This window comes from Rhodococcus sp. JVH1 (assembly GCF_000280725.2).
GTDB lineage: Bacteria > Actinomycetota > Actinomycetes > Mycobacteriales > Mycobacteriaceae > Rhodococcus_F > Rhodococcus_F jostii_A.
This window is the reverse complement of the sequence record NZ_CP166289.1, coordinates 7528890-7554999: the sequence shown is the minus strand read 5'-3', so window position 1 is coordinate 7554999 and position 26110 is coordinate 7528890. Positions and strand designations below refer to the sequence as shown.

The 26110-nt window shown below is 65.7% G+C and carries 24 protein-coding genes and 2 pseudogenes; 10 read left to right on the top strand and 16 right to left on the bottom strand.

Annotated elements, in window-relative coordinates:
- The first annotated feature begins 12 nt into the window (after window positions 1-12).
- Entirely contained in the window at window positions 13-1761 is a 1749-nt protein-coding gene (locus JVH1_RS35580) for a sigma-54-dependent Fis family transcriptional regulator (protein WP_009472942.1), read from the top strand.
- 160 nt (window positions 1762-1921) lie between these two features.
- Complete coding sequence (locus tag JVH1_RS35575) at window positions 1922-2167, top strand: hypothetical protein (protein WP_009472943.1); 246 nt, start codon at window positions 1922-1924, stop codon at window positions 2165-2167.
- Window positions 2168-2540: 373 nt separating this feature from the next.
- Here the strand turns inward: JVH1_RS35575 and JVH1_RS35570 are convergent, their stop codons facing one another.
- On the bottom strand, window positions 2541-2837 hold the full coding sequence (locus tag JVH1_RS35570; protein WP_009472946.1) for an antibiotic biosynthesis monooxygenase: 297 nt from the start codon (window positions 2835-2837) through the stop codon (window positions 2541-2543).
- Between the two features lie 94 nt (window positions 2838-2931).
- Between JVH1_RS35570 and JVH1_RS35565 the strand changes: the two genes are divergently transcribed.
- Window positions 2932-3540 (top strand): hypothetical protein, encoded by a 609-nt coding sequence (locus JVH1_RS35565; RefSeq protein ID WP_043777592.1) that lies wholly within the window; start codon window positions 2932-2934, stop codon window positions 3538-3540.
- Window positions 3541-3553: 13 nt separating this feature from the next.
- On the opposite strand, the gene JVH1_RS35560 is transcribed toward JVH1_RS35565, so the two are convergent.
- Window positions 3554-4486 carry an NAD(P)H-binding protein gene (locus tag JVH1_RS35560; protein ID WP_009472948.1) on the bottom strand — a complete coding sequence of 311 codons (933 nt, stop codon included), beginning with the start codon at window positions 4484-4486 and terminating at the stop codon, window positions 3554-3556.
- Window positions 4487-5247: 761 nt separating this feature from the next.
- On the opposite strand from JVH1_RS35560, the pseudogene JVH1_RS35555 reads away from it, so the two are divergent.
- Window positions 5248-5419 (top strand): annotated as a pseudogene (locus tag JVH1_RS35555) (LysR family transcriptional regulator); the annotation flags it as partial.
- A gap of 39 nt (window positions 5420-5458) precedes the next feature.
- Here JVH1_RS35555 and JVH1_RS35550 read toward each other — a convergent pair.
- Both JVH1_RS35550 and JVH1_RS35545 read right to left on the bottom strand, forming a co-directional pair.
- A pseudogene (locus tag JVH1_RS35550) lies at window positions 5459-6731 on the bottom strand (IS3 family transposase).
- A gap of 359 nt (window positions 6732-7090) precedes the next feature.
- Window positions 7091-7444, bottom strand: a complete 354-nt coding sequence (locus tag JVH1_RS35545; protein WP_009472955.1) for a hypothetical protein — start codon at window positions 7442-7444, stop codon at window positions 7091-7093.
- Between the two features lie 252 nt (window positions 7445-7696).
- Here JVH1_RS35545 and JVH1_RS35540 point away from each other — a divergent pair, with 252 nt between their 5' ends.
- On the top strand, window positions 7697-8533 hold the full coding sequence (locus tag JVH1_RS35540; protein WP_009472956.1) for a bifunctional 2-polyprenyl-6-hydroxyphenol methylase/3-demethylubiquinol 3-O-methyltransferase UbiG: 837 nt from the start codon (window positions 7697-7699) through the stop codon (window positions 8531-8533).
- A gap of 166 nt (window positions 8534-8699) precedes the next feature.
- Window positions 8700-9125 (top strand): YciI family protein, encoded by a 426-nt coding sequence (locus JVH1_RS35535; RefSeq protein WP_371113071.1) that lies wholly within the window; start codon window positions 8700-8702, stop codon window positions 9123-9125.
- A gap of 126 nt (window positions 9126-9251) precedes the next feature.
- Here the strand turns inward: JVH1_RS35535 and JVH1_RS35530 are convergent, their stop codons facing one another.
- From JVH1_RS35530 to JVH1_RS35500, 7 genes are all read right to left on the bottom strand, one after another.
- Complete coding sequence (locus tag JVH1_RS35530; protein ID WP_043777720.1) at window positions 9252-9479, bottom strand: hypothetical protein; 228 nt, start codon at window positions 9477-9479, stop codon at window positions 9252-9254.
- The gene (locus tag JVH1_RS35525) at window positions 9476-9706 is read right to left on the bottom strand and encodes a hypothetical protein (RefSeq protein WP_009473076.1); all 231 of its coding nucleotides are present in this window, start codon (window positions 9704-9706) and stop codon (window positions 9476-9478) included. The genes JVH1_RS35530 and JVH1_RS35525 overlap by 4 nt, the downstream gene beginning before the upstream one ends.
- Before the next feature lie 96 nt (window positions 9707-9802).
- The gene (locus JVH1_RS35520) at window positions 9803-10828 is read right to left on the bottom strand and encodes a DUF3445 domain-containing protein (RefSeq protein WP_009473077.1); all 1026 of its coding nucleotides are present in this window, start codon (window positions 10826-10828) and stop codon (window positions 9803-9805) included.
- A 60-nt stretch (window positions 10829-10888) separates the two neighbouring features.
- Window positions 10889-11386: a dimethylamine monooxygenase subunit DmmA family protein gene (locus JVH1_RS35515; protein WP_009473078.1), complete on the bottom strand. Its 498-nt coding sequence runs from the start codon at window positions 11384-11386 to the stop codon at window positions 10889-10891.
- 259 nt (window positions 11387-11645) lie between these two features.
- The gene (locus JVH1_RS35510) at window positions 11646-12626 is read right to left on the bottom strand and encodes a PDR/VanB family oxidoreductase (RefSeq protein ID WP_009473080.1); all 981 of its coding nucleotides are present in this window, start codon (window positions 12624-12626) and stop codon (window positions 11646-11648) included.
- Complete coding sequence (locus JVH1_RS35505) at window positions 12623-12934, bottom strand: hypothetical protein (protein ID WP_009473081.1); 312 nt, start codon at window positions 12932-12934, stop codon at window positions 12623-12625. The genes JVH1_RS35510 and JVH1_RS35505 overlap by 4 nt, the downstream gene beginning before the upstream one ends.
- A 6-nt stretch (window positions 12935-12940) precedes the next feature.
- Window positions 12941-13336: an ethanolamine utilization protein gene (locus tag JVH1_RS35500; RefSeq protein ID WP_009473082.1), complete on the bottom strand. Its 396-nt coding sequence runs from the start codon at window positions 13334-13336 to the stop codon at window positions 12941-12943.
- A gap of 921 nt (window positions 13337-14257) precedes the next feature.
- On the opposite strand from JVH1_RS35500, the gene JVH1_RS35495 reads away from it, so the two are divergent.
- Complete coding sequence (locus JVH1_RS35495; protein WP_237735088.1) at window positions 14258-14518, top strand: hypothetical protein; 261 nt, start codon at window positions 14258-14260, stop codon at window positions 14516-14518.
- Between the two features lie 215 nt (window positions 14519-14733).
- On the opposite strand, the gene JVH1_RS35490 is transcribed toward JVH1_RS35495, so the two are convergent.
- From JVH1_RS35490 to JVH1_RS35470, 5 genes are all read right to left on the bottom strand, one after another.
- On the bottom strand, window positions 14734-16488 hold the full coding sequence (locus tag JVH1_RS35490; RefSeq protein ID WP_043777725.1) for an MOSC and FAD-binding oxidoreductase domain-containing protein: 1755 nt from the start codon (window positions 16486-16488) through the stop codon (window positions 14734-14736).
- Between the two features lie 214 nt (window positions 16489-16702).
- A complete protein-coding gene (locus JVH1_RS35485) occupies window positions 16703-17938 on the bottom strand; it encodes a hypothetical protein (protein ID WP_009473086.1) in 1236 nt (411 codons plus the stop codon).
- Complete coding sequence (locus JVH1_RS35480; protein ID WP_009473087.1) at window positions 17935-18180, bottom strand: hypothetical protein; 246 nt, start codon at window positions 18178-18180, stop codon at window positions 17935-17937. Before JVH1_RS35480 ends, JVH1_RS35485 begins: the two co-directional genes overlap by 4 nt.
- The gene (locus JVH1_RS35475; protein ID WP_009473088.1) at window positions 18177-18821 is read right to left on the bottom strand and encodes a VOC family protein; all 645 of its coding nucleotides are present in this window, start codon (window positions 18819-18821) and stop codon (window positions 18177-18179) included. Before JVH1_RS35475 ends, JVH1_RS35480 begins: the two co-directional genes overlap by 4 nt.
- A gap of 23 nt (window positions 18822-18844) precedes the next feature.
- Window positions 18845-19603: a maleate cis-trans isomerase gene (locus JVH1_RS35470; protein ID WP_043777728.1), complete on the bottom strand. Its 759-nt coding sequence runs from the start codon at window positions 19601-19603 to the stop codon at window positions 18845-18847.
- A 258-nt stretch (window positions 19604-19861) separates the two neighbouring features.
- Here JVH1_RS35470 and JVH1_RS35465 point away from each other — a divergent pair, with 258 nt between their 5' ends.
- The 3 genes from JVH1_RS35465 to JVH1_RS35455 are packed head-to-tail and all read left to right on the top strand — an operon-like array spanning window position 19862 to window position 26047.
- Window positions 19862-21964, top strand: a complete 2103-nt coding sequence (locus JVH1_RS35465; RefSeq protein WP_009473090.1) for a hydantoinase/oxoprolinase family protein — start codon at window positions 19862-19864, stop codon at window positions 21962-21964.
- An 11-nt stretch (window positions 21965-21975) separates the two neighbouring features.
- Window positions 21976-24300: a hydantoinase B/oxoprolinase family protein gene (locus JVH1_RS35460; protein ID WP_009473091.1), complete on the top strand. Its 2325-nt coding sequence runs from the start codon at window positions 21976-21978 to the stop codon at window positions 24298-24300.
- A 43-nt stretch (window positions 24301-24343) separates the two neighbouring features.
- Window positions 24344-26047: a (2,3-dihydroxybenzoyl)adenylate synthase gene (locus JVH1_RS35455; protein ID WP_009473092.1), complete on the top strand. Its 1704-nt coding sequence runs from the start codon at window positions 24344-24346 to the stop codon at window positions 26045-26047.
- Window positions 26048-26110: the final 63 nt, after the last annotated feature.

The window sequence follows — 26110 nt, the reverse complement described above, 5'->3', positions numbered from 1 at the left end:
CGTCAATACAGCATGACCAGCAAGGATCTACAGAAGGCGCGAGAGCTGTTCCTCGCCGACGACGGCCTCGACAGCTCCGTTCGCCAGCCCATCTCGTACTCGTGGCAGCGATCGAAGTCGCTCAAGGTGCGCCCCGACCAACTCGACCTCCCGTTCGTACGAGAGCCGAATCTGGACTGCCCTCTCGTGGCGGCAGCCGAACCCGTGCTGCGGCAACTCGCGGACGGACTGGTCGACGAACCGGTGAGCGTCATCCTGACCTCGGCTGACGGAGTGATCTTGACCAGGATCACCGCCAGCCGACGACTCAATCGCACACTCGACGACGTCCAACTGATACCCGGTTACAGCTACTCGGAAGAATTCGTCGGCACCAACGGAATCGGCACCACTCTCGAAACTCGTCAGCCCACCCTGGTGACGGGCGCCGAACACTACGCCGACTGTCTCGGGCAACTGGCATGCGCCGGTGTCCCGATCACCCATCCGATGTCGGGCGCCCTCGTCGGCGCGCTCGATCTCACCGGCTGGGTAGAGGACGGGGGCCCGCTGTTGGCCACCCTCGCCAAATCCGCCACGGCTCAGATCGAAGGTCGGCTCCTGGCACAGGCCAGTGCGGACCAGACCGCGTTACTCAACGCCTATCTGAAGGCCTGTCGACGGTCACCCCGAACGGGGGTGTTGGCGCTCGGCGACGACGTCGTTCTCGTCAACCGAAAACTACGCGTGGCACTGGATGCCCAGGATCAGGGTGCGTTGCTCGAACACGCCGTCGACCTGAGCGGCGCTCCGGCCACCCAACGACACATCGTCGCCCTCCCCAGCGGGCAGACGGCCCGGCTGTCCTCGGTCGAGGACTTCGGGCTCGGGGCCCGACGGCAGCTGGCCTTGTTCTACGTACATCTGCTGGAGATCCCCACATCGGGTTCCCCTGCTCTGGAGAGCATCCGCGTCTTGCCCGGAATCACCGGTAACAGCGCGTCCTGGCGTCGCAGTTGCCAGCAGATCGCTCGCTGCGCGCGCGAACAACAGTGGGTCACCGTCTCCGGCGAAGCCGGAAGCGGCCGCGCATCAGCTCTCAAAGCTGTTGCCATCGAGCATATTCCCATCCGCACACGGATCTTCACGGTGGCCGAACTGGCGGGCGACAGCGCCGGCCTGCCGGCACTCGAACAGGAACTCGGACAAGACCGATTCAGCGTCATCCTGCGCGACATCGACCTCCTCGGCGAGTCGCAGCTGCGGACTGTCGCCGACCTCGTTCAAGGACGCGAACACGCCGGATGGATCGGCGCGACCATCGGCGGAACCGATCACAACACCGACCTCGACACGCTGATCCTTCCCCACTTCAGCCATACCGTCACCATGCCCGCGCTGCGTCATCGCATCGACGATCTTCACAGCTTGGTACCGCATTTGCTGCGACAGCTAGGGCGCGGCGCGGACTTGTCTCTCTCGCCTGCGGCGATGCGCCAACTCTGCAAGTACAGCTGGCCCGGCAACGTCACCGAGCTCCGGCAGGTTCTGCACGACGTGGTCCAGCGTCAGCGCTCCGGGGTCGTCGAGGTCGAGCAGCTTCCCCCGATGTGCCGAGCTCTGAGCCGACACACACTCACACAGATCGAGGCCCTCGAACGCGACGCCATCGTGCGCAGCCTCGAAGAGAACCACGGCAACAAGAAGGCCGCAGCAACAGCTCTCGGCATCTCACGGGCCACCATCTACCGCAAGATCAAGGAATTCGGCATCGACATATGACGTCGCCCGCACCGCTTGGTGTCAGGAAATGAGACACGCATCACACCCCAGCCGGCGGATCATGAGGTCAGACAGAGAATCCCGCGCGGATCAGCAACTCGTTGAGGGCCAACCTTTTTCGAGTACCGGTACGCGACGGGGACCGACGTGAGGACGACCCATGACTACGAACCCGCTCGGCGCGGATACCGACTCGGTCTCCCCCGGCAGCACCACCTCCCGGGTGTGGCTGGTCGCCGCGCTGGCGCACACGTGCGAACCCACCGACCGTCCCGCGGTACGTGACGATCTGATGCGGACCTGGGTTCCGGAGCCGGGCAGCGGTTACCGCACCCACGATGGCCGTCGCCGGGCGACCTGGGCGCAATTGCACTCCCGGTTCGATCTCGTCGAGGTGACCCCATGACTACCTCCTACGCGATCCGTCTCGCACCGGCCCGCCACCGCTCATCTGGGGTGAGACGGTCCTGCGCGACCGTGCTGAGTGATCAACTGGCCAGGGAAGACGCCGCTGAGGATGCGCGAACCTTGGCCCCCGACGATCGGACGACGTGCCCGCTGCACCGACGGTGGATTCACCAATGCGTCGCGTCGCCGACACACGTCAACGCCGTCACGCGACACAGGTGGTGCCGCCAGTGCGCCGTGCCGCTCACCGTCACTGTCGACGAAATCGCACGGACCGTCACGATGGTGTGCCCGTCCTGTGGTGACGGCGGAAGCCCCGCCACCACCAGACTGGTGTCCGCGTGTTGCGCCAGCCTCGGCGAGGCCTCGAATCACACTTCGCGGACAGGCGCGTAGTGCTCTACGAGCGGGAAGGGATCGTAGAAGTGGTGCAGCAGGTCCTTCCACTGCTGGTACCGGCTGGATTGCCGAAATCCTTCGGTGTGGTCTTCGAGTTCTTCCCACTCGACCAGCAGGAGATAGACATTCGGTCGCTCGAGGCCGCGTGACAATCGCAGTCGCAGGAATCCGGGCATCGACGAAATGATCGACTCGGCCCGCCCGAATGCAGATTCGAATTCCTCGACTCTCTCGGGTGCCACGGACAGCAGGGCGTGTTCCAGGATCATCGGCACAGTATGCGACGCCGCCAGGAATGCACCGCCACGGATTCCGTCGCACAATCGAAAGGAGGAGAACCGCAATCCTGCCGGAGGTCGGATGATGCGTCGGGAGGAATCGGCACCGGTACCCACGCCGATCCGGTTGTGGCGACTCGGGCCGTGGAGTCGCAACCGCCTGATGCGCCGCGGCGACCGATACGAGGCCGTCCTCGTGCTGCTCGCCGCGATGCTGATACTGCTGCTGGTCCCGTGCGCCGCCGCATTCGGAACGGCGACCCACACCAGGTTGGAACAACAAACCCAAACGCTGCGCTCCGGCGTGCACCAAGTACCCGCAGTCCTGCTCGAGGACACCCACCCAGCACCCGACACGCCCGACGACGCACTTCGACACAGCCACAACCAGGACAGTGCCCGAGTCCGCTGGTCCACGCCCAACGGGGACCACACCGCCGTGGTACCCACCGATGCGCACGCGACGGCGGGGCAGACCACCACCATCAGCGTCGGCGCCGACGGCAACCTCACCGGCCCCATCCGAAGTAACCGGGAAGACACAGTGGTGGCCGTGACTGCCGCATGCGGGGTATGGGCGCTCGGATCCGGCGGCATCGTCCTCGTCCCGGCACTCGTACACGCAGTGTCGGCCCGGACCCGGATGCGGCAGTGGGCATCGGAGTGGACTCGGTTCGACGCACCACCGCGATGACCCCCAGGACCCTCTACCCAGCGGCAGCCGGCCTCGAGAACAGCTCGCGGTGTGCGGCGACGTACTGCTCGACCGACTGCGCGGGCTGCCCGGTGACGTCCTCGACGTCGGTGGTCAGCCGATTGTAGCGATCGTCGCGGTGCAGTGTGGCGACCGTGAGAAGGTGTTGCACGGTGTGCGACGAGATACCGGGCACCGCGCCCATCAGCTCCACGAAGCTGCCGTAGGGCAGATCGGATCCCGTTACCGGCCGACCCAAGCCACGGGTGTACTGCTCGGCGAGGCCATCGATGTCCAGGACGGCGGGGCCGGTCAGCTCGAAGACCTGCCCGATACGTCCTGCCGGATCCTGAAGAATGGCGGCGATGACGCGGGCGACGTCGGTGGCGGCAACGGGCGAGGTCCTGCCGGTACCGAACGGCAAGGCCAAGACGCCGCGTTCGGCTACCGAACGGCTCGCCACGACGGTGAACAGCGGATTGTCCAGGAAAACCGTGGGTCTGACATGGACGACGGGCAGACCGGACCAGTTCATGATGCGCTCGGCGAGCCAGTGCAGCCGTTGGTGCCGAGACTCGTCGGTGCTGGTCGACGTCATCTGCGACACCGTCATCTGCGACATGTTCACCAACGCCTCGAGATCGCCCCGCTCGTTGGCGATCGCGCAGACGACAGCGGCGGCCTCCAGATAGTCCGCGGAGACACTCATGTTGAAGAACATCCGCCTCACGCCCGCCAACGCTGCAGCGACGTCGCCAGGGCGGGTCAGATCGCCCACGACGATGTCCGCTCCCAGCTCCCGTAGGGCATCGGCGCGGCCGTCGTCGCGATGAACCATCGCCCGCACGGGCTCGCCACTGCGGAGCAGCAGCTCGGCGACCAACCGGCTGATACTGCTGTAACCACCGCCGACACCGGTCATCAGGAACGGCGCGCGGTCACTCATGACCGAATCTCACTGTCCGCGTCAGCCGTGAGCCACGACTGCCCTGCTGATACGAAAATGCGCGCGATAGCCATCGTGAACCTCCTGGTTCTACCGGCCGGCGCAAACAAGCCAACGCACGTCAGCCACCCAACGAGTAAGACACGGATTCGTCGGACGGCACAAGTGCTAGCGGCCGTCTCGGATGAGCGGGCTGACAATCGCGCCTTCCTCTGGGCTGCCCGAGCCGACGTCGCGAGGGCCCGTGCCGTGGAGGCGATCGCGGAAACGTCCGAGAGCTGCTCGCCGACCGCGCCCAGATCTCGTCTGGCTCAACCTGGACCGCACGACCGTGATGCGGCAGGTCACCACCCGCACCATTCGGCGGCATCTGCGCCGTAAAGTGCTGTGCTACAGCACCATCGGGATGCCCTTAAACCGCCTCTTCCTCCTCCGCGACTACATCGTGCGGTGGGTCCTGTCGTTCGAGGCGCGCCGGCGACATGCTCCGGAGCACTGATACCGGAGGCGGGCACGGGCGCAAGATAGTTCGTCAACTCGGCCGTCACCGCAGGCGATGTCGTGATGTTTGGCGCAAACGCGGCCGGGTGCTGCCGCCGCCTCAGGCTGTAGGACGGGTGTCTACGATTGCCCGACCCGGTCGTTCACGCACCGGCTGTCACGTCACGCACAGGCGCCTCCCTAGCTTCAGGAGTCCACACCGTTCACATTGGTAGTCCCCTGATGGTCAACGTGAGGTACGCATCCTCACGGTGGCCGGTGTGGAACTTCGTCACCTCATCAGTTTTGCTGCTGTCGCTGAAGAACTCAAATTCGGACGGGCTGCGACGCGATTGCATACGTCGCAGCCACCGCGATTTGGGTGTTGTGTTGTTTGAGCGGAATACCCGCACGGTACAGCTCACAGCTGCCGGGGCGGCGTTTCTGGGCCGGCGAAGGAAGTGAACCATCCCGGGTCCGATGCACACACTGTTATTTGTGTGCGACCGGTTGATCGGCACGTTGTGCAGCGTAGTACCTGGCCTCGTACTCGGTGGGCGGGATCCGCCCAAGGCGGTGCATCAGCCGGTCGGTGTTGTACCAGTGCACCCACGCCGAGGTGGCCTCCTCGACGTCGCTGACGGTGCGTAGCAGCCCGATGCGGAACGGGGAGTCGTCGGCGATGCACTCGGCCTTGTAGAGCCCGACCGTCGTCTCGGCGAGGGCGTTGTCGAAGGCGTCGGCCACCGACCAAATCGACGGCAGCAGTCCCTGCAGGAACAGGGTCTCCCCGAAACGCAGAGCCGTATATTGCGACCCCGCGTCGCTGTGGTGAATGGTGTTTCCGCGCAATGGGTTACCTTGCATCGTCCGCATGGTGCAGGCCTGGTTCACCGCCCGCCGCGATCGCGGTCTCCTTCGACGTCGACACCTCCCAACCGACGATCGTGCCGGCGAACGCATCGATGACGAACGCCGTGTACGCGAAGCCGGACACCCTCCGGACTTACGTGAAGTCCGCGACATAGAGCGCGTCGGGCCGGTCGACCCGGAAGTTCCGGTCGACCAGATCCGGCGGCCGCGTTGCCGACGGCTCCGGCACGGTGGTGCGGACCCTCTTCGCCCTGCTGGCACCGCGCCACCCGTTGACGCGCATGAGCCGTTCGACGGTGCAGCGGGCCACCTCGATGCCCTGGCGGCGCAGGTGGGCCCACATCTTCAACGAGCCGTACAGCGACTCCGGTCTGCGTCGACCGTGCTCGTCCCGCTCGACGTAGTAGGAGGCCAGCACCGCGGTGATGGTGGCGTCCCACAATGCCCGTTTCGACAACGGCCGGCTGCGCCAGGCGTAGAAGGTTCTCGGGGCGATCGTGCACCCGTGCTCGGTGAGCACCCGGCAGATCGGTACGACCGAAGAACTGATCGCGGTGTTCGGCGATGAACCGGCAGATCACTTGCGTGGCGGGTCGCACTCCCGCGCGAAGAAAGACGTTGCAGCCTCCAATATTTCGATGGTCTTCTCGAGCTCGGCGTTCTTCCGCCGCAAAGCCCTCAGTTCGGCCTCAGCCTCCGATGCCGACGCAGCCGGGATGCCGCCACCCGCCGCCTCGGCCTTACGGACCCACACCCGCACCGTCTCCGTCTTCAGCGACATCCGCTCGGCGATCGTACGGATCGCCTCGTACTCCGAGGCGTACTCGTCACGGTGTTCGAGGACCAGGCGCACGGCCTTCTCCCGCACCTCGGCTGGATAGACATTCGGCATAAGGATCACCTTCCCAAGAAAGAAGGTGTGCATCAAACCCGGGACGATTCACATAGCCACACCTCTCGTGACCTGCTGGACGCACCCTAGATCGGGTACAGCCGGGGGCGTTGACGGGCGATCAGCTTCGTCGCCTTCGTCCCGGCCGATCCCCGGCCACGCCCAGATAGCGGTTTCCAGGTCCCACGCGGGCCCCCGGGCCAGCGGGGACCGGTTCACCGCGACCAGATCATCCGCGGGCCCCCGGTCCACCTCACCGGCCCGGTCCCCGGTGCTCGACCACGAATCGAAATGCGCCCCGACATAGGCATCGCCGCCCGGATACGGGCGGCCGTAGTACCGGATCAGTGCCGCGACCGCTACGGCGTCCGAGTCCATTGCGAGTGGTCGGCAACCGCAATGTCATACCCCGCACTCTCCGACCTCCAGGCGCCGGAACCGAACCGAGGTGGTCGCTGCGCGCCCGGCCCGGCCGGAATTAGGGCGACCGCCGCGCGGCCGCCGGCCGTCTCCGGCACAAGCGTGCGCACCTTCCCCGCCAGATCGGGCAGACCCAACGCACCTCGCCAATCACCGTAGGCCCGCGCCGGGGCAGCCAGAGCCGGTTCCACGTCCACCAGCACCACCGGGCGGGTGGAGTACACGAACTGGGCGATCTCGTCGGCGGTCAGGATTTCCCCGAGCGGCGGCGTAGTTGCTGCATTCCCGGTCATGGCCTCTCCCCATTGTCTGAGCTGGCTGGACGTGGTGTGGACAGTATCGCGTTGTGGCCGTGGCCCTTCGGACTTCGCGGGAAGTGGCATCGACCCAGGGCAGAGGGGTGAGATGCCTCCGCTTCCGACAGGTGTCAGGGCAGGCGGGTGAGGTGTCGCGGTCGGCCCACCGGGCTGCTCCGAGCAGCGGCATTCTTGCCGATACGGCAAGAACTCTCGCCGAAACCGTCGGTGCTATTGCACTGTGTCGGTATGGAAGAAGCGGGCGAGGTCACCGAGGTCAAGACGACATCAAGCGAGGCGGACGAATGGGATGCGCGCTACAGCGAGCGGGCTCGCGTGTGGAGCGGAGAACCCAACGGCGCACTTGTCGACGAGATGACCGGCGCACGGCCGGGACGCGCCCTGGACGTCGGTTGCGGTGAAGGCGCCGACGCGCTCTGGCTCGCCCGCCAGGGATGGGCCGTGACCGCGCTGGACGTTTCGCGCATCGCCCTCGACCGCGCCGGGGCCCACGCCGACGGGGAAGACGTGGACATCACCTGGGTATTGAGCGGACTACTCGATGCCGATTTGCCCGCGGGTGGTTTCGACCTGGTCTCAGCTCAGTACCCCGCGTTGCGCAGAACCGCTGAGCGTTCCGCCGAATGTGCGTTGATATCCGCCGTCGCACCGGGCGGCACCTTGCTGGTTGTACACCACGACATCCCCGACGCGGATGCGGCGCGCGAGCACGGCTTCGATCCCGCCGACTGGGTCACCCCCGGTGACGTGGCGGCGCTACTCGATTACAGCTGGCACATGGACGTCAACGAGGTGCGGGAGCGTTCGATCAGCGGCGGCGCGGGTGCACACCACACCCACGACGTGGTTCTGCGCGCGCACAGGCTGCCCCACCAAAGCCCTTCCATCGGGCACCGGACAGCCAATGGTTCTCTCGGCGCAAACGCAGAATCACACAGGAAAACAACGACGGGAACAGCAGCGCCCGCTTCAACTCCGTGTCGTCACTCACACGATCGCGCCCGCTACTGGGACCACCGACAGGCGCGTTGGGTCAAGCATCACGCCAACCAGACCCGAGACTAGAGGCCATCATCACTGGACTGGACGAGACGCCCACCCCTAGCAGGATTGTGGCCCGACAGAGAAGATGGTCAGGAAATGTCGCCGTGGGATGTCGAGAAGCCGCGCGCGGCTTCGTCCCCGGAGTGAACACGGCCAGAATGGGCCGTACCGCACCAAGGAGAACACGATGGCCAAGTACCTGCTGCTCAAGCACTACCGGGGCGCGCCCGCATCGGTCAACGACGTGCCCATGGACCAGTGGACGCCGGAGGAGATCTCCGCCCACGTGCAGTACATGAACGACTTCGCCGCTCGGCTCGACAGCACCGGCGAGTTCGTCGACAGCCAGGCACTCTCCCCGGAGGGCACGTTCGTCCGCTACGACGGCGAGGGACGACCGCCGATCACCGACGGCCCGTTCGCGGAGACCAAGGACCTGATCGCCGGCTGGATGGTGATCGACGTCGAGACCCACGAGCGGGCACTCGAGCTGGCCGGCGAGCTGTCCGCGGCCCCGGGTGCGGAGGGGAAACCGATCCACGAATGGCTCGAAGTGCGCCCATTCCTGGCCGCCTCTCCCACCGCTACGGAGTGCGGCTTTCACAACGGGTGATGACATGTCCCCCGATCCTCTGATCGCAGTGCCGGGGCCGCTCGAACAAGGCGGACTGTCTACTTCGTGGGCAAGAGTGGGCTAGAGTCGGCGACGCTGCGGATGCACCGGTTGAGCCGGAGGCGTTCACCCCTTCTCGGGGTCGGGGCCTCCGGTTCTCTGCTTCGAGAGCCGCTCGTCGGTCATCCGCTTCTTCAACTCCCGGCGGGCGCGTTGCTTCGGCGTCTCCTCGGGCTCGGGTTGCTCGACGCCGACCGGCCGGAAGTGCGCGCGCCCCAACTTGATCTCCGGATGCACGACCAACGCGGGCTGTCCCTTGTCGTCTGTGGACAGTCCAATCCCAAAGCGCCTCATTCCTCGGGGACATCCTGCAACCGCACGATCATCCGCCGGCCGATACTCCCATCCGGGTGACGGTAACGCCCCTCGTCTGCCGAGATCACCTCGAACCGCATCCCCCGCGGCAGCAGGTGCGCAGTGTTGTCGACCGACTCCGACCGTCCCACATACATCAAACGGTCAGTCCCGATCTCGAACACCACATCCCGCTCTCCGACCGTCGGGTCGAGTCGTGCGGGCATGGGTTGCCATCGTGTGCCTGTCGAAATCCTGGCGCGATCCCGGCTCCAGGGTCGAGGACAGCTTGACCGGTTCCTGCGGGACCGTGTGCGGGAGCGTCACCGCGCAGTACAGGATGCGTCCTCGGTGGTTGAACCGTTCCGCGATCTGGATCGCAGCCAGCGGGCGGCGTCGTGGCGGTAACTGTCGATGCCCTTATAGGCGGCGATGTCGGCGGGAAGTTCGGTGACGATGTCGGCGAGTTGCTCGGCCCACGCGGGAATGGTGGCGATGTCCGACAGTGGCGCCATGTAGGTGTGGATGTTGAAGACGAGTGCTCCGGTGAGGGGCAGTCGGATGAGGTGTTCGAGTTCGATCCGCAGTTGCACGCGTCCGTAGTCTCCGTCGGCGATGAGCTTCGGAATGTCGTCTTCCCATTCTGGCCGGGTTTCGAGGCTGGTGTCGCGGTGCGGTGAGCCGACGGCGGAGAAGGTCCAGTTGGCGCGGCGGAAGATCCGGTCGGTGGTGAGATGGCGCATGAACTGCTGCGCACGGCTGGTGATGCCGCCGCTGGTCAGCCCAGGCACCGGGCGGTGAATTTCGTTGAAGTTCATACCGACGTCGAACTTGATCGACCAGTCGGCTGCGAAGGTGACGATGGCCGCGTCGAACCAAAGTTGGTCGTGGCGCTCGGTGAGCAGGAGGATGTCGTCAGGCACCTGGCAGCCGATGAAGGTCAGCGGGTCCTCCGGCAGCGTGACCAGATCACCCATTTCGAAGTGTTGGTCGATACCGAGCAACGTGTTGCGCCAGTGGTACCGGATGCCCTGGCCGGTCAGCTGCATGGTCTCCGGGTAGGAGTCGGCCATCTGCCGCATGAGGTAGAGCATGACGTCCCAACAGGCGGGCATCATGTGCGGCAAAATCTGCACTCGACCTGGGTCTTTCGCCAGGATCTCCCGTTTGAGCTGCATCATCGGCACGTATTCGAGGCCGAGGTCGACGACGTGTCGACCCCAGCCCCCGGCGAGGGTGGGGGTATAGCGGGGTGCGGGCTCGACATTGACCGCGTAGCGGAAGGTTTCGTCCCCCGCCGGGAAAGGCCAGGGCAAACAGGTCAGGTCGCTTGTGAGCAGTTCGGTCACGGTACTTCGCTCCAGAGTCGGGACGGAAATGGCGGTGCAAGGGTGATCTCTGGTCGGTCGTCAGGCAACCGATGCCAGATACATCGCACGATGCGAGGAAGTGTGCGGTCGCACGACGAGGTCGCGGGCGCAGCCCGAGCACTCGATGGTGTGGTCGGGGCCCGCGAGGGCCCGGGTGGCGGTGTCGCAGTGCGGGCAGAACACGCTGATCACGTCCACGTGCGAGATGTGGATGAACAACTCGCACGGCAGAATTCCCGCGGCGCGCGCTACCGCAACGGCCTGCATCACCCCGTACTCCGCCCCGGCAATCATGATGCGGACCCCGACGGTGCTGGTGTCGATCAGGTCAGCGATACCCGCACCGTCGGGGAGGCTGTACAGCGTCACTGCGCGGTCCGCGGAGGCGAGATCCCGCCCCCACTTTGCGACCTTGGCGGTGGTGCTGGGGGCATCACCGATCGCGATCAGGAGGTACTGGCGGCCGGATAGGTCCATGCTGGCTGCGGTGATGCCGACCTGCGCGGTGGCGATGTCGGACTCGTCGATGCTTGTCATGACATTCCTCTGAGAGTCGTTGAGGAGCAGGCTCTGTGGTTTGGTGTTCGAGGATCGGAGGAGAGGATCCGGGCGCGCTCGGCAAGTTCGGCGCGGTGGTGATCGTCGATGACGACTCGTCGCTCACTCCCGACACCCGCCGCGGTAGCTACTCGTGCACCGGAGGGTTCGATATCGGCGCTGTACCGGTACCGGTCGCGGGGAAACGGAAATGGGAAGTGTATGAGGCCTTCCGTGGCGGTGCCTGATGCGGCGGAGGTCATAGCTCCAGCTCCAGATCCGCGCCGGCGGCCCGGGACACACACGGCATCATCACGTCACCGGTGGACTTCTCCTGATCGGTGAGATAGAGGTCGCGGTGCTCGATCTGTCCGCCGCGCACCGCGAGCTTGCATTCCCCGCATACGCCCTGCCGGCACAGGTTCGGCACATCGAAGCCGTTGTCCAGCAGCGCGTCGAGCAGGCTGGTGTCGGGTCCGACCGTCACAGTGGTACCGGTTCGGCCCAGGGTCGCAGTGAAGGGTTCACCCCCGGCGGAGATGCCGGAGGAGAACGGCTCCGAGTGCACACGCTGCAATGGCCAGCCCTGGGCGAGCGCGGCTTCGGTGACGGCGTCGATCATTGGCGTCGGTCCGCAGGTGTAGAGGTGTGTGCCGATCGGCTGGCGGGTCAAAGTTGGTGTCACGTGGTCCCAGAACTGTTGCGGGGTGTTCACAATCGTCAACCGGTCCCCGCACAGTTCCATCAGGTCGTCGACGTGTGCACCGAAGCCGGAGCGGAAGGAATAGATCACCTCGAACGAGCGACGCCACTGCACTGCCGCACGCACGTGCGACAGGATCGGGGTGACCCCGATGCCGCCGGCGACGAGGACGTGGTGGCGTGCGTTCGGAATCGGAGCGAACGCACTGCGCGGGCGGGACGCGGTCACCTGGTCGCCGACTGCGAGGTTGTGCACCCACCGCGACCCGCCGGCGCCGGCCCGTTCCAGTCGAGCAGAGATCGAGTAGTGGTCCGGTTCGATCGCCGGGCCGGTCAGGGAGTAGGAATTGCGTGTCCCCGGCTTCCAGGTGACCGCGATGTGACTGCCCGGGGTGAAGGACGGCAACGTTCCGCCACCGACTGGTGCCAGGACAACCTGACGGATGTCCTCGCACAGCATCGTGGTGTCGGCAACGACGACCGAAAGGTCGCTTCCTACCGCGGCGTTGGTTGTCGCGGCCTCGACTACTTCGGTCACGTCAGGTCCTCCGAATCTGCTTGATAGCCAAGATAGGCATGGTGACGGCGGGAGAAGTGGTGGTAGACGGTCAGCGTGACGGTGTGGCAGTGCGCGCAGAACACCTGACGTGTCCGCTGAGTGAATCCACTGTTGCCATCGAGAATGTCGATCACGCCGGTCCCAATCCGTGCCCACACCTGAGCGAGCCGGTGTCCCGATCCGACGACGACGAACCGCCAGCCCACACACGCGACGTCGTCGGGGTCGGTGAGTGCGAGCTCATTACGCACAGCGGCCGCAGCCGGCGCGGTCATGCTCACTGCCATCGCTGGTTACGGTGCGAAGGAGCGCTGACCGACATAGAACGCCAACGCACCCTCAGGGGTAGTGAATCGGATCCGCGATCCCTTCGGGAAGAAAATTGCGTCCTTCGCCTTGGCGACCTCCTTCTGTCCGGTGTCGAGATTCTCGAGAACGAACTCGCCCTCGAGCACAACCTTCATTTCGTCGTACTCGTAGAGGTAGTCGAGGGGATCGTCCGTGTGCCGGAGTTCGAAGTAACCGGCCGACATCTCGGACCCGTCTGGGTTTGCGTACACGTCGTCGATGAAGCCTTCGGTGCCCGGGTATTCCGCAACCGGCATCTGCGGCAGAGACTTCCAGAAATCTGCAGTGACCCGGAACGGTGCGACGGTCTGTCCGATCGCACTGGAATCGGCAACGGTCATTGGGGTCCTCCTGGGGATGGGATTGCACGATCGACACTCGATCACCATGTGATGAAACTGAAGATAATGGTAGGAAACCATGCCGTGGGTTACGCTCTCGTAAACGCGCGTGACAAGGAGGTTTTATCTGTAGGAGCTGCGGGTGAGGTGAGAGAGTCGACGTGGCACCGCCGCTCGGGGTCACCGGCGGTGCCCGGCTCGGACCATCCCGAGGCAGCGCTGTCTGCAGGGCTTGGTGGCTCGCTGGTCGAAGCACTTCGGGGACAACGCCGATGGAAGGTTGCGCTTGTCCACACCCTTCACCCGCTGTTCTGGATCTGGACACGAAAGGCGGGGACACGACCGACCGGACCGACCGTCCTGGCCGGCCATCCGGAGGGATCGATAGTGGGTGCATTCACTCAGAAGGTCCTGAGAGCCCGCTGGTCCGCGGACGAACCCCCATCGGTCCTGCACTTCCCCGCAGGAAGCACAGGCGATCACCAGCGTTTGGAGGCACTGACGTCCGGAGTAGCCGACGCGGCCGTTCTGGGCTCCGCGTTCGCCCCCAGCGCCCTGTCACGACTCGGGCTCACCGACTCGCTGTTCTTCGGCGTCGCCCTGAAATTCCCCACTGCGGGTGTCGCCGTCGACGTGGCGAGAACCAGCGTCGACCACCCGTCGGTACGAAAGGTCGTCGCCGCACAGACGGCGGCAATCGCGAAGGTCAAGAGCCGGGATCCCGTGGCACTCGATGCGGTGGCGTCGCTGCGCACGACAACAGCCGGACAGATGCGCAGCACTTGCTGGCGGACTACCTGTCCCCCAGTACGGTCCCGATCCACGCGACGTCCACGCCGTTGGTGCGGATGCGCTCGAATGGCTGGCGGTCGCACTGAACACGGGCGAGCACACCGCCGCCGACTTCTACGAGGCGGTCCGGTGACTTCCTCCCGACGTGAGCAACTGGTCGTACACGCGCTGCTCGCAAGCCAAGGCACCACGGTCACCGCGCGCAGGCACCAGTTGACGATCGACGAAGCCCCGCGATACGGCGGGCACGATTCCGGCGCAAATCCTGTCGAGCACCTGCTCGCCGGACTTGCCGCTGCCTCACTGGTGGTACTTCGGCTGCTCGGCGAGGTCGCGATAGCCGAGTCGGCCACGCTCACGGTGTCAGCCGGCTTGAACGTCGACGCGTGATGGGAACCGATGACGGCGCCGTCATCGAAGCGATTCGTCTGGACTGACACGTGGCGAACGCCGAACACGCCGAGCGCTTGCGTGCAGCACTTCCCCACCTTGCGCGTCGTCGACCGGGTCAGGCTCTGATCGATGCTGCATCCGTATCCACGGAAGCGGTGTCCATCCGCGAGTTGACGACTGCGGACGAGTAGCCCGCGAAGCCCCGCGGCTTGTCAGAGATCGAGTACGAGGTCGGTTTCGGGTTGCGAGCAGCACAAGAGAGTCGTGCCTGGCATCGGGGGCTCCAGGGGGTCCGGTCGGTATCGAACGGTTCCGGAGAGGATCGGGGTCTGGCAGGTGTGGCACACGCCGGTGCGACACGACCAGCGGGTCGGAACGTCGCAGGCTTCGGCGAGATCGAGGACGGTGCTGTACTCGTCGCTCCATGGCACGGTGAGTCCGCTGCGGGTGAACGTGATGCGCGGCCCGCTGCCGACGGGTCCAGGGGGCAGATGTGGCGGGGTGTGGGTCGCGTCGGTGAGTCCAGGATTGATGGCCGGGAGTGCGCCGAACAACTCGGTATGGATGCGGTCGGACTCCACACCGAGGTGCATGAGTGCCTCGCGCAGCACGGCCATGAACGCGGTGGGACCGCACAGGTAGGTGGTCACGTTGGTGGGCAGGTCCAGGGCGGCCAAGGCTTCGCGGTTGATGCGGCCGGGGAGGGCGGGCGGAACCAGGTTCGCCGTCGAACTCTGGACGGTGTAGTAGACGTGTTCGTGACCTCGGTCGACGCTGGTCAGCAACCGGTGCGCTTCGGCCGCGAAAGCGTGTTCGGCGGCTGAATGGGCGGTGTGCAGCCACCAGATGTCGCGCTTGCTGTGGGCTGCGGCGAGTGCATGCAGCATCGCCAGAACGGGGGTCACCCCGACGCCGGCCGAGAGCAGGAGCACGGGCGTCGTGCCGTCGTGATCTTCGGGAAGGACGAAATCGCCACGCGGAGAGGCGACGTCGAGGGTGTCGCCGACACGTAACTGCGTGTGGAGATAGGTACTGACGAGGCCGTGGGTCTCACGTTTGACGCTGATGCGGTACTCGTTGTCCGACGGCGCGGCCGACAGCGAATAGTTGCGCACCGGTGGTGGTTCGCCGGCGCCGGCGACGCGGAGGGTGAGGTACTGGCCGGGTTTCGGACGGGTCAACGGGGCGTCGTCCCGTGGTGCCAGGTGGATCGACGCCACCGTTGTGCTCTCGGAAACGATCCGTGCGACGCGCAGCGGTCGGAAGCCGGCCCAGCCGTCCGGTTGGGCTCCGGCGGGCGGCTCGCCGGCGCAAGTCGGGTGCTCTGCGGCGTCGAGCAGATCACGAAACGATCGCTGCCAGCCGGGGCTGAGCGCGGGGATGTCGACTGCGTTCCGGAGTTGGCCGATGTCCCGGTCGGGCAGGTAGAGCAGTGCGTCGATCGCGGCGACGCTCATGCGGTGCCGGCCGATCCGGGTGCGGATGATCTCGTCGCCTGCCTGCACGTGACCTTCGGCGATGACCCGGAAGTAGAAGCCGGGCCGGTGGTGAGCAACGAGCAGCGCCGGCATCTCGGGTTCACCCAGACGCATTCCGACCCGATAACAAGTGACGCGTGGCTGAGTGACCTCGAACTCGGCATCACCGATGCGATAGCGGTCACCGATGTGCACCTCGTCGTCGGGTAGGCCGTCAACGGTGAAGTTCTCACCGAACTGACCGTTTTCGAGATCGTCGCGACCGAGATGACGCCGCCAGAAGTCGTAGGACTGACATTGATAGACGAGCACGGCACGTATTTCTCCGCCGTGACCGTCTAGGTCTCCTTGACCGTCGCCGTCGATGTCGAGCGTGCGGACCATGCGTGGACCGTCGACGGGGTACTTGAAGATGCCCGTGTGGACGGTCCTGCCTTGCCACGGCACGTCCTTGGGCATACCGACGTTGAGTGACTGCAGGCGTGCCACTGTGGTTGCCCTCACTGTTTCGCGCGGAACAGGTTGCCGGAGGTGTCCGTCGTTCGCGCCCCGGTCATCGCGATGAGCAGCGTCGTCAACCAACAGCGACCACCTCGTCTGCATCTCTCCTACGGTTGGCACATAGGCGTCCCGTCGCAGAACATTCTATATCCGACTGTGATCTGCGCCACTCGGCCTGGGCTGGCCCGTTGTGGTCGCCTGTCTACGGGAATCTGGTTGCCAGCCACGCGCCGATGTCGGCGGCGGCGAGGCTGGCACCGGTGGGTGCGCCGTCGTGGATCGGTCCGCCGAAGTGGGTGCCGGCAACGCGGACGTGGGTTTTGTCCGTCGATCCGAGTGCATCGCACATCGTCTTGGCATCGTCGGGGAAGCAGGCCTGGTCTCCGGTGAGTTCGACGAACAGCGTCGGTGCGGTCACCGTCGGGGCGCAGCGCAGGAAGTCGGCGTTGCTGCTGAGCCCGGACCAGGTCGACAACCAGGCGTCCGGCGTGGAAAAGCGGCCGAAGCCGACGAGTCCGTAGTTGGTCAGGTCGGGTCGCCGGCCGAACAGCGACCCGTAAGGGCGTTCGTTCGGGTTCAGCGATAGATCGACGAACCGTAGGTCCGCATCGGTGCGATAGACGGTCAGGACGCGGGGCGCGAGGGCGGCGCGGCGATCTCCCGGATCCGACGTGCTCTTGTACCGTCGGCGCGCGTCGGCCGCTTCGTCGATGCGTTGCCGGGCGATGGTGTCGAGGCGGGTAATGCGGTCGTGCTGTGCTCGGCGGTAGCGGGTGATGAATTCCGGTGAGTAGGAAGAACTGTGGGGTGGATCGGCGAATCCATTCGCTGGATCGAACGGGTTCAGGTCCGGATCTGTCGAGAGCGGGTCGGACTCGTCGACGACCGACGGGTCGATCAGCCGCAGCAGCAGTGCACCCTGACCGGGGTGCGGTGCCATGAATATCGCCGCGTCGGGCCGGGGCATGTCAGCGCCAGCCAGATCGATGGGTCTGTCCGCGGGGGTATGCGTCAATCGCTCCTCCGACGGCAACCCAGCTTGCTGGTGGTAGAACGCAAAGAGGGTCCCGCCGCCGGAATGACCGAGGGTGACGATGTGGTCGAAGCCCCTCTCCCGCAGGAATATTTGCCCGGCCGCGACATCCAGCAAAGCCTGCTCGTGCACGAGAGCGATGTCGTTGTTGACCGATCGAGTGCCCTGCGTCCACACCGCGTATCCGCGGGCGAGCAGCTCGGGCACCAGCACGTGGTGAGTCAGATCCTGGCGCGGGTGCATCAGCGCGACGACGGTGTGCGCGCCGGACACCATCCGCAGGACGCCGGAGACCTTCGCTCCGTCCGCGGTGGTGAGTTCGTGTACCGACGTGACGGTGGTGTCGGGGGCCTGGGCGGCGTCGATGTACCGGCCGGCGCCGAGCCGCTGGGTGCTCTCACTCATTGCGGCTCGACTCGCATGGCGTCCTTGTCCCACTGTGTGATTCGGGACTGCGCCAATCCGGCGACGCTGCTGTACCAGACGGCGTGGCGGCAGCCGGTGGCACGGCGGTCGATGACGATGGCCGAGTCGGAGACGATTCGGAAGTAGGGTCCGACGTGGTCGACGGTGACCGCCGGGTTGCGACCGGCCACCTCGGCGACAGCTGTGTTCTCCGGGACGTCGAGGATGAACAGGGTCGTCATCGTGTCACCATCTCCTTCGATTCCTGCTCCTGCTGCCAGGCCGCTGCCCGTTCGGTGATCAGTTCGGCTTTGCGGGTGAGCAGCGCGGCCATGCTGGGGTCCGGGCCGGTCACGACGTCGACGAGGGCGTCGATGGTCAGGTTGGCGTCGAGGTCTTCCTGCGGGGTGACCGGGCGCAGCGCCCGGGTAATTTCGATCATGTAGCCGTTGGGGTCGTGGGTGTAGATCGACTCGATCGTCTCGTGCTGGATCTGCATCTCCACCGGCCACGAGCTGTGGTCCAAGCGCCGCCGGTATTCCATCAGGTCGTCTTCGCTGTCCACGTGGATTGCCAGGTGACGGGAGCGGATGAAGAAGATCGGGACGTCCTCGGCAAAGCGCGAGTAGGAGTCGCCCTGCGGGCCGCCGTCGAACGGTTCGAGGCCGAAGTAGTAAAAGAAGGCCAATCGGTCGTCGTTGCCGATATCGAAGAAGAAATGGATGAAGTCGGGGTGTTTCTCCGGGCCCCAACCGGCCGCGCAGATCGAGTGCACCACCGGGAACCCGAGAACGTCGCGGTAGAACGTGACGGTCGCGGCGGGGTCGAATGTCGGGTAGGCGACGTGGTCGACGCCTTTGACTGTGTGTTGCAGGTCGGACATGGTGAACTCCAATGGATTCGAGGCTACTGAACAGCGGTGGCCGGAGCATCGGCACGCAGCAGACCGCCGGCTCCGGGAATGTCGACCGCAAGGTCGAGCGCCCGCAGCAGGCTGTAGGCGCCGGCGGTGGCGGCCGAGAGGACGGGCAGCCCGAACTCGTCTTCGGCCGATTGGACGAGGTCGAGTGAGGGCATCTGCACGCACGCGGAGAGCACCAGCGCGTCGGCTCCGGCGCGGTCGAGCGATCGGGCGGCATCCATCACCCGGTGGCCGGGGATGCAGCCGACCTCCGCGTTGTCGGCGACTTCGAGGGCTCGCCAGTCCGTTACCCGGATTTCTTCGGCCTCGATGTACGCGACGACCTGCTCGGCGAGGGGACGCATGTAGGGGGTGACCAGGACGATCCGTTCGGCGTGGATCGCGTGGAGTGCTTCGACGAGTGCGCCCGCGCTCGAGCGGATCGCCGCTTCCGAACCACCGGTGGCCAGTTGCTCGGCAATCAGCCCCTCCACTCGCTGATGCTCTCCGGGCCCCACCGACATCAGGGCGACCAGGCACGCGTAGAGGATAGCGTCGACCCCGGCATCACCGAGCTCGAGGATGCATCGCTCGCGTTGGGCGTTCATCGCCCGTAGCTGCTCAGGGGACACGGACTGCATCCGCATCCGGCTCGAGTGAAACGAGAACCGCGCGTCCGCATGCCGGTTGAGCAGTGTCGGCATTTCCGTCTCGACGGTCACATTTGAACTCGGTACGACGAGCCCGATGCGATGAATGCCCATGTTGTGGCCCTTCTGAGGGGGAGTCGGACGTAGATTTACGCCTATGACGAGTATTCGACGCCAATGATGATTCGTCAAGACCCCGAGTGGCGCGAGCGTGGGTTCGCCGCAGCTTTCCTCGCATCCGTGACGACACTCACAGTTGCCTCTTGACATGTCATCAGTGACGTCGAATACTCGACACAGACGTAAGGAGTGTTCGAGGATGACCTCACACCGCCCCCTGAATTTCCCCCAGCACGAAGGAGCGCAGCTGCAATGGCATATGTGATCGGAGTGGACGTCGGTGGCACGTTCACCGACGCGGTATTGGACGACGATGCCGGCACTGTTCTCGCCGCGAAGGCCCCCTCGACACCGCCGGACTACTCCCGCGGCGTGATCGATGTCCTCGAGGTACTCGCCGGGCAATTGGGCTGCCCGCTCGAGGAAATGCTGGCAAACACCCATCACATCGCACACGGCACCACGTCGTCACTCAACGCGCTCGTCATGGGCAACGTGCCCCCGGTCGGCTTCCTCACCACCAAAGGCCATCGCGACTCCATCTACATCATGAACGTCGAGGGCCGATACCTGGGCGGCTCACCGGAACAGTTGCAAAATGTCATGGGACAGAGCAAATCTCATGGACTGATACCGAAGAAGCATGCCCTGGAAGTCACCGAACGACTCGACCGCGACGGCAACGTCGTTGTCGCACTCGACGAAGAATCCGTCCGTCGATCCATCCGCGCGCTCCTCGCCGACGGCATCACCGCGATCGCGGTCTCACTGCTGTGGTCGTTCCGCAACCCGACGCACGAGCAGCGCATCCGCGAGCTCGTCCACGAGATCGACCCGACGGTGTTCGTGTCCCTGTCGAGTGAGGTGAGCCCACGCATCCGCGAATTCGCCCGCAACGCGACGACCATCATGAGCACCCAGATCGGACCGGGGCTGCGTGACTACCTCGGTTCACTGGAGTCCGAGCTGCGGGACCGCAAACTCGCCGGACCCCTGCTGGTGATGCAGAGCAACGGCGGCGCCGTCGCAGCCGCCGAGGCACCGAAGAACGCGATCAGCACCGTCGGATCGGTGCTGACCGGTGGCGTGGTCGGTGCGGTGTCCCTCGGCAAACAACTCGGCCACCGCAACATCATCGCCACCGATGTGGGCGGCACCACCTTCCTTGTCGGCCTCGTCGTCGACGGCGAGCCCGTCCGGGCATCCAGCACGATCATCAACCACCACCCGATCAATGTTCCCACCCTCGAAGTACACGCCATCGGATCCGGCGGCGGCGCCATCGCCTGGGTCGACCCCGGCGGCAATCTCCAGATCGGCCCGCACAGCGCCCAGGCCGTCCCCGGCCCGGCGTGCTACGGCCAGGGCGGCATCGAACCGACCAACGCCGACGCGAACCTGGTTCTCGGGATCCTGCCCGAACACGGGCTCCTCGGCGGCCGTAAGCCGCTGGACAAGGACCTCGCGCGGGACGCGATCCGCACCAAGATCGCCGAACCCCTCGGGCTGTCGATCGAAGACGCGGCCGCGGCCATCTACGCCGTACAGAACGCCCAGACCGGTGACCTGCTGCGCAAAACGGTGGTCGAGGCGGGACACGACCCCCGCGACTTCGTGCTCTACGCCTTCGGCGGTGCCGGCCCAGCCCACTGCGCCGCCTACGCCCGCGAGGTCGGCGTCAGGGAAGTCATCGTCCCACTAGGCCAGGTGGCCTCGGCGTTCTCCGCCTACGGATTGGCCTCGTCCAACATCGTCCTCGCCGCCGAACTGTCCGACCCTGCCGCCATGCCGCTCGATCCTTTCCGTGCCGAGCGCAACTTCGCCCAACTCGAGTCCCAGGTCCTCGAGCAACTCAACCGGCAGGGGTTGACGTTCACCGGGGTGGAGATCGAACGCGAAATCGACATGCGCTACACCATGCAACTCGCGGAGGTAGCGACAGCGGTACCTGCCGGCAGCCTCGACGCCGCCGGTATCCACGCCGCGTCGGACCTCTTCGAGCAGCGGTACGCCGAACTGTACGGAAAAGACAGCGGTTTCCGTGAGGCCGGAATCCAGGCCATCACCTACCGTGTCCGGGCCACCGGCCTCCTGCCGTTCTCCCCTACCCTGCCGGAGGTCAAGTCCGCGGACTCCGCCGATCCCACACCGGCACACATCGGAACCCGAAAAGTGTGCCTGGACGGCCGGATCGGGTACGTCGACACCGACGTCTACGACTACAGCAAGCTGCTCGCCGGACACGTCCTGCACGGGCCGGCCATCATCGAAGTCCCCACGACCACCGTCGTCGTTCCCCACGACACCACCGGCACCGTCGACCGCCTCGGCAACCTCACCATCGTCGCCCAGTAGGAGCACCGAAGATGACCATGCAAATCCCCGGCTCCGAAATCTTCTCGAGCCGACCGATCGACCCCGACGCACTCGCGCGATCGCTGCCCCCGACGCTGGCAGTCCACACCGTCAGCCAGGAGCACATCGACAACCTCGACCCGCTGACCTACGAAGTCATCCGGCACCGGCTGTGGTCGGTCACCGACGAAATGGGCGAAGCACTCAAACGCATGTCCGGCTCCCCCATCGTCACCGACGCGAACGACTTCGACTTCGCGATCAGCGACGAGATCGGGCAGGAAGTGCAGGTAGGCCTGTACAACACCATGCTCGTCGGCGCCGTCGACCTCGCCATCTACTGGACCCTCCAGCACCGCGCGACCAACCCTGGCATCACAGAGGGCGACATGTTCCTGTGCAACGACCCCTGGGTCGGCGGCGGACTGCACCAGAGCGATGTGATCGTCTACCAACCAATCTTCCACGAGGGCAAGCTCTTCGCCTGGACCAGCGCCATCTGTCACGAACCCGATCTCGGCGGATCCGGGCTCGGCTCGTTCGACCCCTCTGCCGAGGACGTGTTCTCCGAGTCGCTGCCGACACCCCCGATCAAGGTGGTCCGCGACTACGAACTGCAACGCGACGTCTCCGACGCCTGGGTGCGGCGCTCGCGGGTGCCGATGCTCGTCGGACTCGATCTCCGCGCGAAGATCGGCGCCAACACCGTGGGGCGCAACCGACTGCTCGCGGTGATCGAGCAGTACGGCGCCGACACCGTCAAGGCCGTGATGAAGCGGATGATGGCCGACGCCGAGGGGCGTCTGCGCGGCAAGCTCACCTCGCTGCCCGACGGAACCTGGAAGGCCACCGGCTACCAGGATCAGTCACACACCGGCGACCGCGGGATCCACAAGATCACCGTGGCCATGACCAAGACCGCCGACCACCTCACCTTCGATTTCACCGGCACCGACCCGCAGACCGGCGTCATCAACTGCACGTACGCGGGCATGCGCGGCGGAGTCATGCTCGCCCTGCTTCCGATCCTCGCCGGGGACATCCCCTGGTCCGCGGGCGGACTGATGCGCTGCTTCGACCTGGTCTCCGAAGAGGGCACGATCAACAACGCCACCTTCCCCGCCGCGGTCAGCCGCGGACCGATCGGCCCCGCCTGGCTCACCGGCACCCTGATCGCCGAATGCCTGTCGCAGATGCTCGACCGGTCGGTCGATCTCGGCACAAGCGTGCAGGCCGCGTGCTGCGGCACCTGGGACACCGCCGTGATCGCCGGTCTCGACGAACGCCCCGAACAGTCGGTGCCCTTCCTCAACATCATGATGGAGCCGATGGCCGGCGGCTACGGGGCCCGCCCCACCGCCGACGGCATGGACACCGGTGGTCTCTTCTGCATCCCGATGGGCCGCATCCCGGACACCGAAATGACCGAATTCCTCTACCCGCTGCTCACCCTGTGGCGCCGCGAGGAACCCGACTCCGGCGGACCCGGACGGCAGCGCGGCGGTGTCAGTGCCTCCATCGCCATCACCCCCTACGGCACCAGCCTGCCGATGGGCCTGGTACTGGCGTCGGCGGGCAAGGCCGTCGCTCAGAACAACGGTCTCGCAGGCGGATACCCCGGCAATACCGGCGTCGAGGTCCTCGCCCGCGGCACCGACATCGTCGAACAGTTCGCGGCCGGCCGCATCCCCGGCGCCCTGGACGATCTCGGTGGCGGCCGTGAACTCGGAGCCTGCTACGCCGAGAGCTACGTGGCACCCGGTGAGGTGCTGTACATGCACTGGCAGGGTGGCGGCGGCTACGGTGATCCGTTGCTGCGCGACCCGGCCGCCGTGGCAGCAGACTTCCGTGAAGGCAAGGTCACCGAAAACGGTGCCGAAACCGTCTATGGAGTCATCCTCTCCGGCGGAGACGTCGATGAGATCCGGACCTCGGATCGGCGGGACGAGATGCGCACGGAGCGTCGAGACCGCTCGGGGACTACTCGGTCCGACGCCCCCGCGCTCGATCTGGCCGGGGCTCGCAGACTCGACGACAACCTGGCGGAGGTCACGATCGGGGACACCCGCGCGATCGCCTGCGCCCAGTGCGGACGCCTTCTCGGAGACGACAAGACCAATGCTGCGCTGGACCTCGCCCGGTTCGAAGGCCCCTCCTCGACCGCCGGACCACAGGTGACCTCCGATCCGCGCGAGTACGTCGACGCCCCCGTCGTCTTCCGGCAGCTGTGCTGCCCCGGTTGCTGGACCGCTATCTACTCCGGCATCGTCCCCGCCGATCACCCTGATCACGCCCTGGACATCGCCCGCCTCCTCCCCGCGGTAGCGGAGCGATAATGTCGGCGAACCCCGTGATGACACTGGAAGCAGGAGGATTGCGGTGACCTTCTCGGATTGGGGCGGACGCCTCGTCACCTTCCCCGCGGACCGGGCCGGACACTACCGCGAAAGCGGGATGTGGAGCGCCGATCCCACCGGGCGGCGACTGCACCGTATCGCCACCCGGTTCCCGGATCGAACGGCGGTGATCAGTGCGGAGGGTTCGATGAGCTTCGCCGAACTGGACCGTCGGACCGACCGGATCGCGGCCGGACTGGTGCGGCTCGGGCTCGACCGACTCGATCCGGTCATCTTCCAGCTGACCAATCGCCTGGAGACCGTCCTTGCCTGGTATGGCTGCCTCAAGGCAGGCCTGGTTCCCGTCGCGACGTTGGCCGCGCACCGCATGCACGAGATCGGGCACGTCAGCCGGAAGGTCGGCGCCGTGGGGCACATCGTCGAGGCCCGCACCGCGGGATTCGATCTCGTCGAGTTCGCACGCGAACACGCTGCCGGGCATCCCAGCATCCGGCACATCATCAGCGTCGGCGACGAGGCGGGTAAGGATCAGCCGGGTGTGACCCGACTGGAAGACATCGGTCGCGAGACCGATCCCGCCGCAGCCCGTGCCGTGGTCGAACAGATAGAAGCGCGGATCGACCCACTCGACGTCGTCGCGTTCCAGCTGTCCGGCGGTACCACCGGTGTGCCCAAGGTGATTCCGCGAATCCATGCCGAATACTGGAACAACGCCCTGCTCTACGCACAACGACTCGGCTGGGACGAACACAGTCGCGTGGCACACCTGATACCGATCATTCACAACGCCGGAATCTCGTGTGGGCTGCACGCGGCGCACTCCGTCGGCGCCTGCCTGGTACTGGCCACCGCTGACGCTCCCGCGGCGTTCGAGTTGATGGCACGGACGGAGGCGACCGAAGTCCTCATCGGGCACGGCCACTACCAGGCAGTTCTGACCCCGGACTTCGACAAGGCCCGCGCATCTCTCCGACGGGTCGTACTGTCGGGCGCCAAGGTTCCACCCGAACTGTTCGAACGAGTCGACGACGGTGCGGGGCATTGGGCCGGCCAGCTGTTCGGCATGTCCGAAGGGCTGCTGACGGTGACCCCGATCGACTCCCCCACCCACGCTCGCCTGACGACCGTGGGGACCCCGATCGCGTCCGACGACGAAATTCGCATCCTCGAGCCGGGTACCGAGATAGATCTCCCCGACGGCGACGTCGGAGAACTGTGCTGCCGCGGCCCGTACACGATCCCCGGCTACTTCGACGCCCCGGAGCACAACCGAGATGCCTTCACCTCCGACGGCTTCTACCGCACCGGTGACCTCGCCGCGATCACCGTCATCGACGGCGAGCGGTATCTGTCGATCGAGGGCCGAATCAAGGACCTCATAAACAGGGGCGGGGAGAAGATCAACGCGGAGGAACTCGAATTACTCCTGCTCGAGCACCCTCGCATCGCCAACGCGGCGGTAGTCGCCATGCCCGATCCCCGCCTCGGGGAGAAAACCTGCGCATATCTGGTGGCGACCGATGAAGAGCCGTTGTCGATGAAGGCCATTCAAGAGCATCTGGCCCGGCTCGGCGTCGCCAAGTTCAAGTGGCCCGAACGGCTCGAATGGGTGCCGTCCTTGCCGCACACCAATGTGAACAAGATCGACAAGAAGCGGTTGCGTGCCGCAATAGCCGCGAAGGTGCTCGCCGAAGCCGAAGCCGATGCGCGCGGCGCGGTCGTCTAGGACCACCTGTTCCGTTCTGGATCAACATCTTCGGGGCATGTCCACACGGGCATGCCCCGAAGA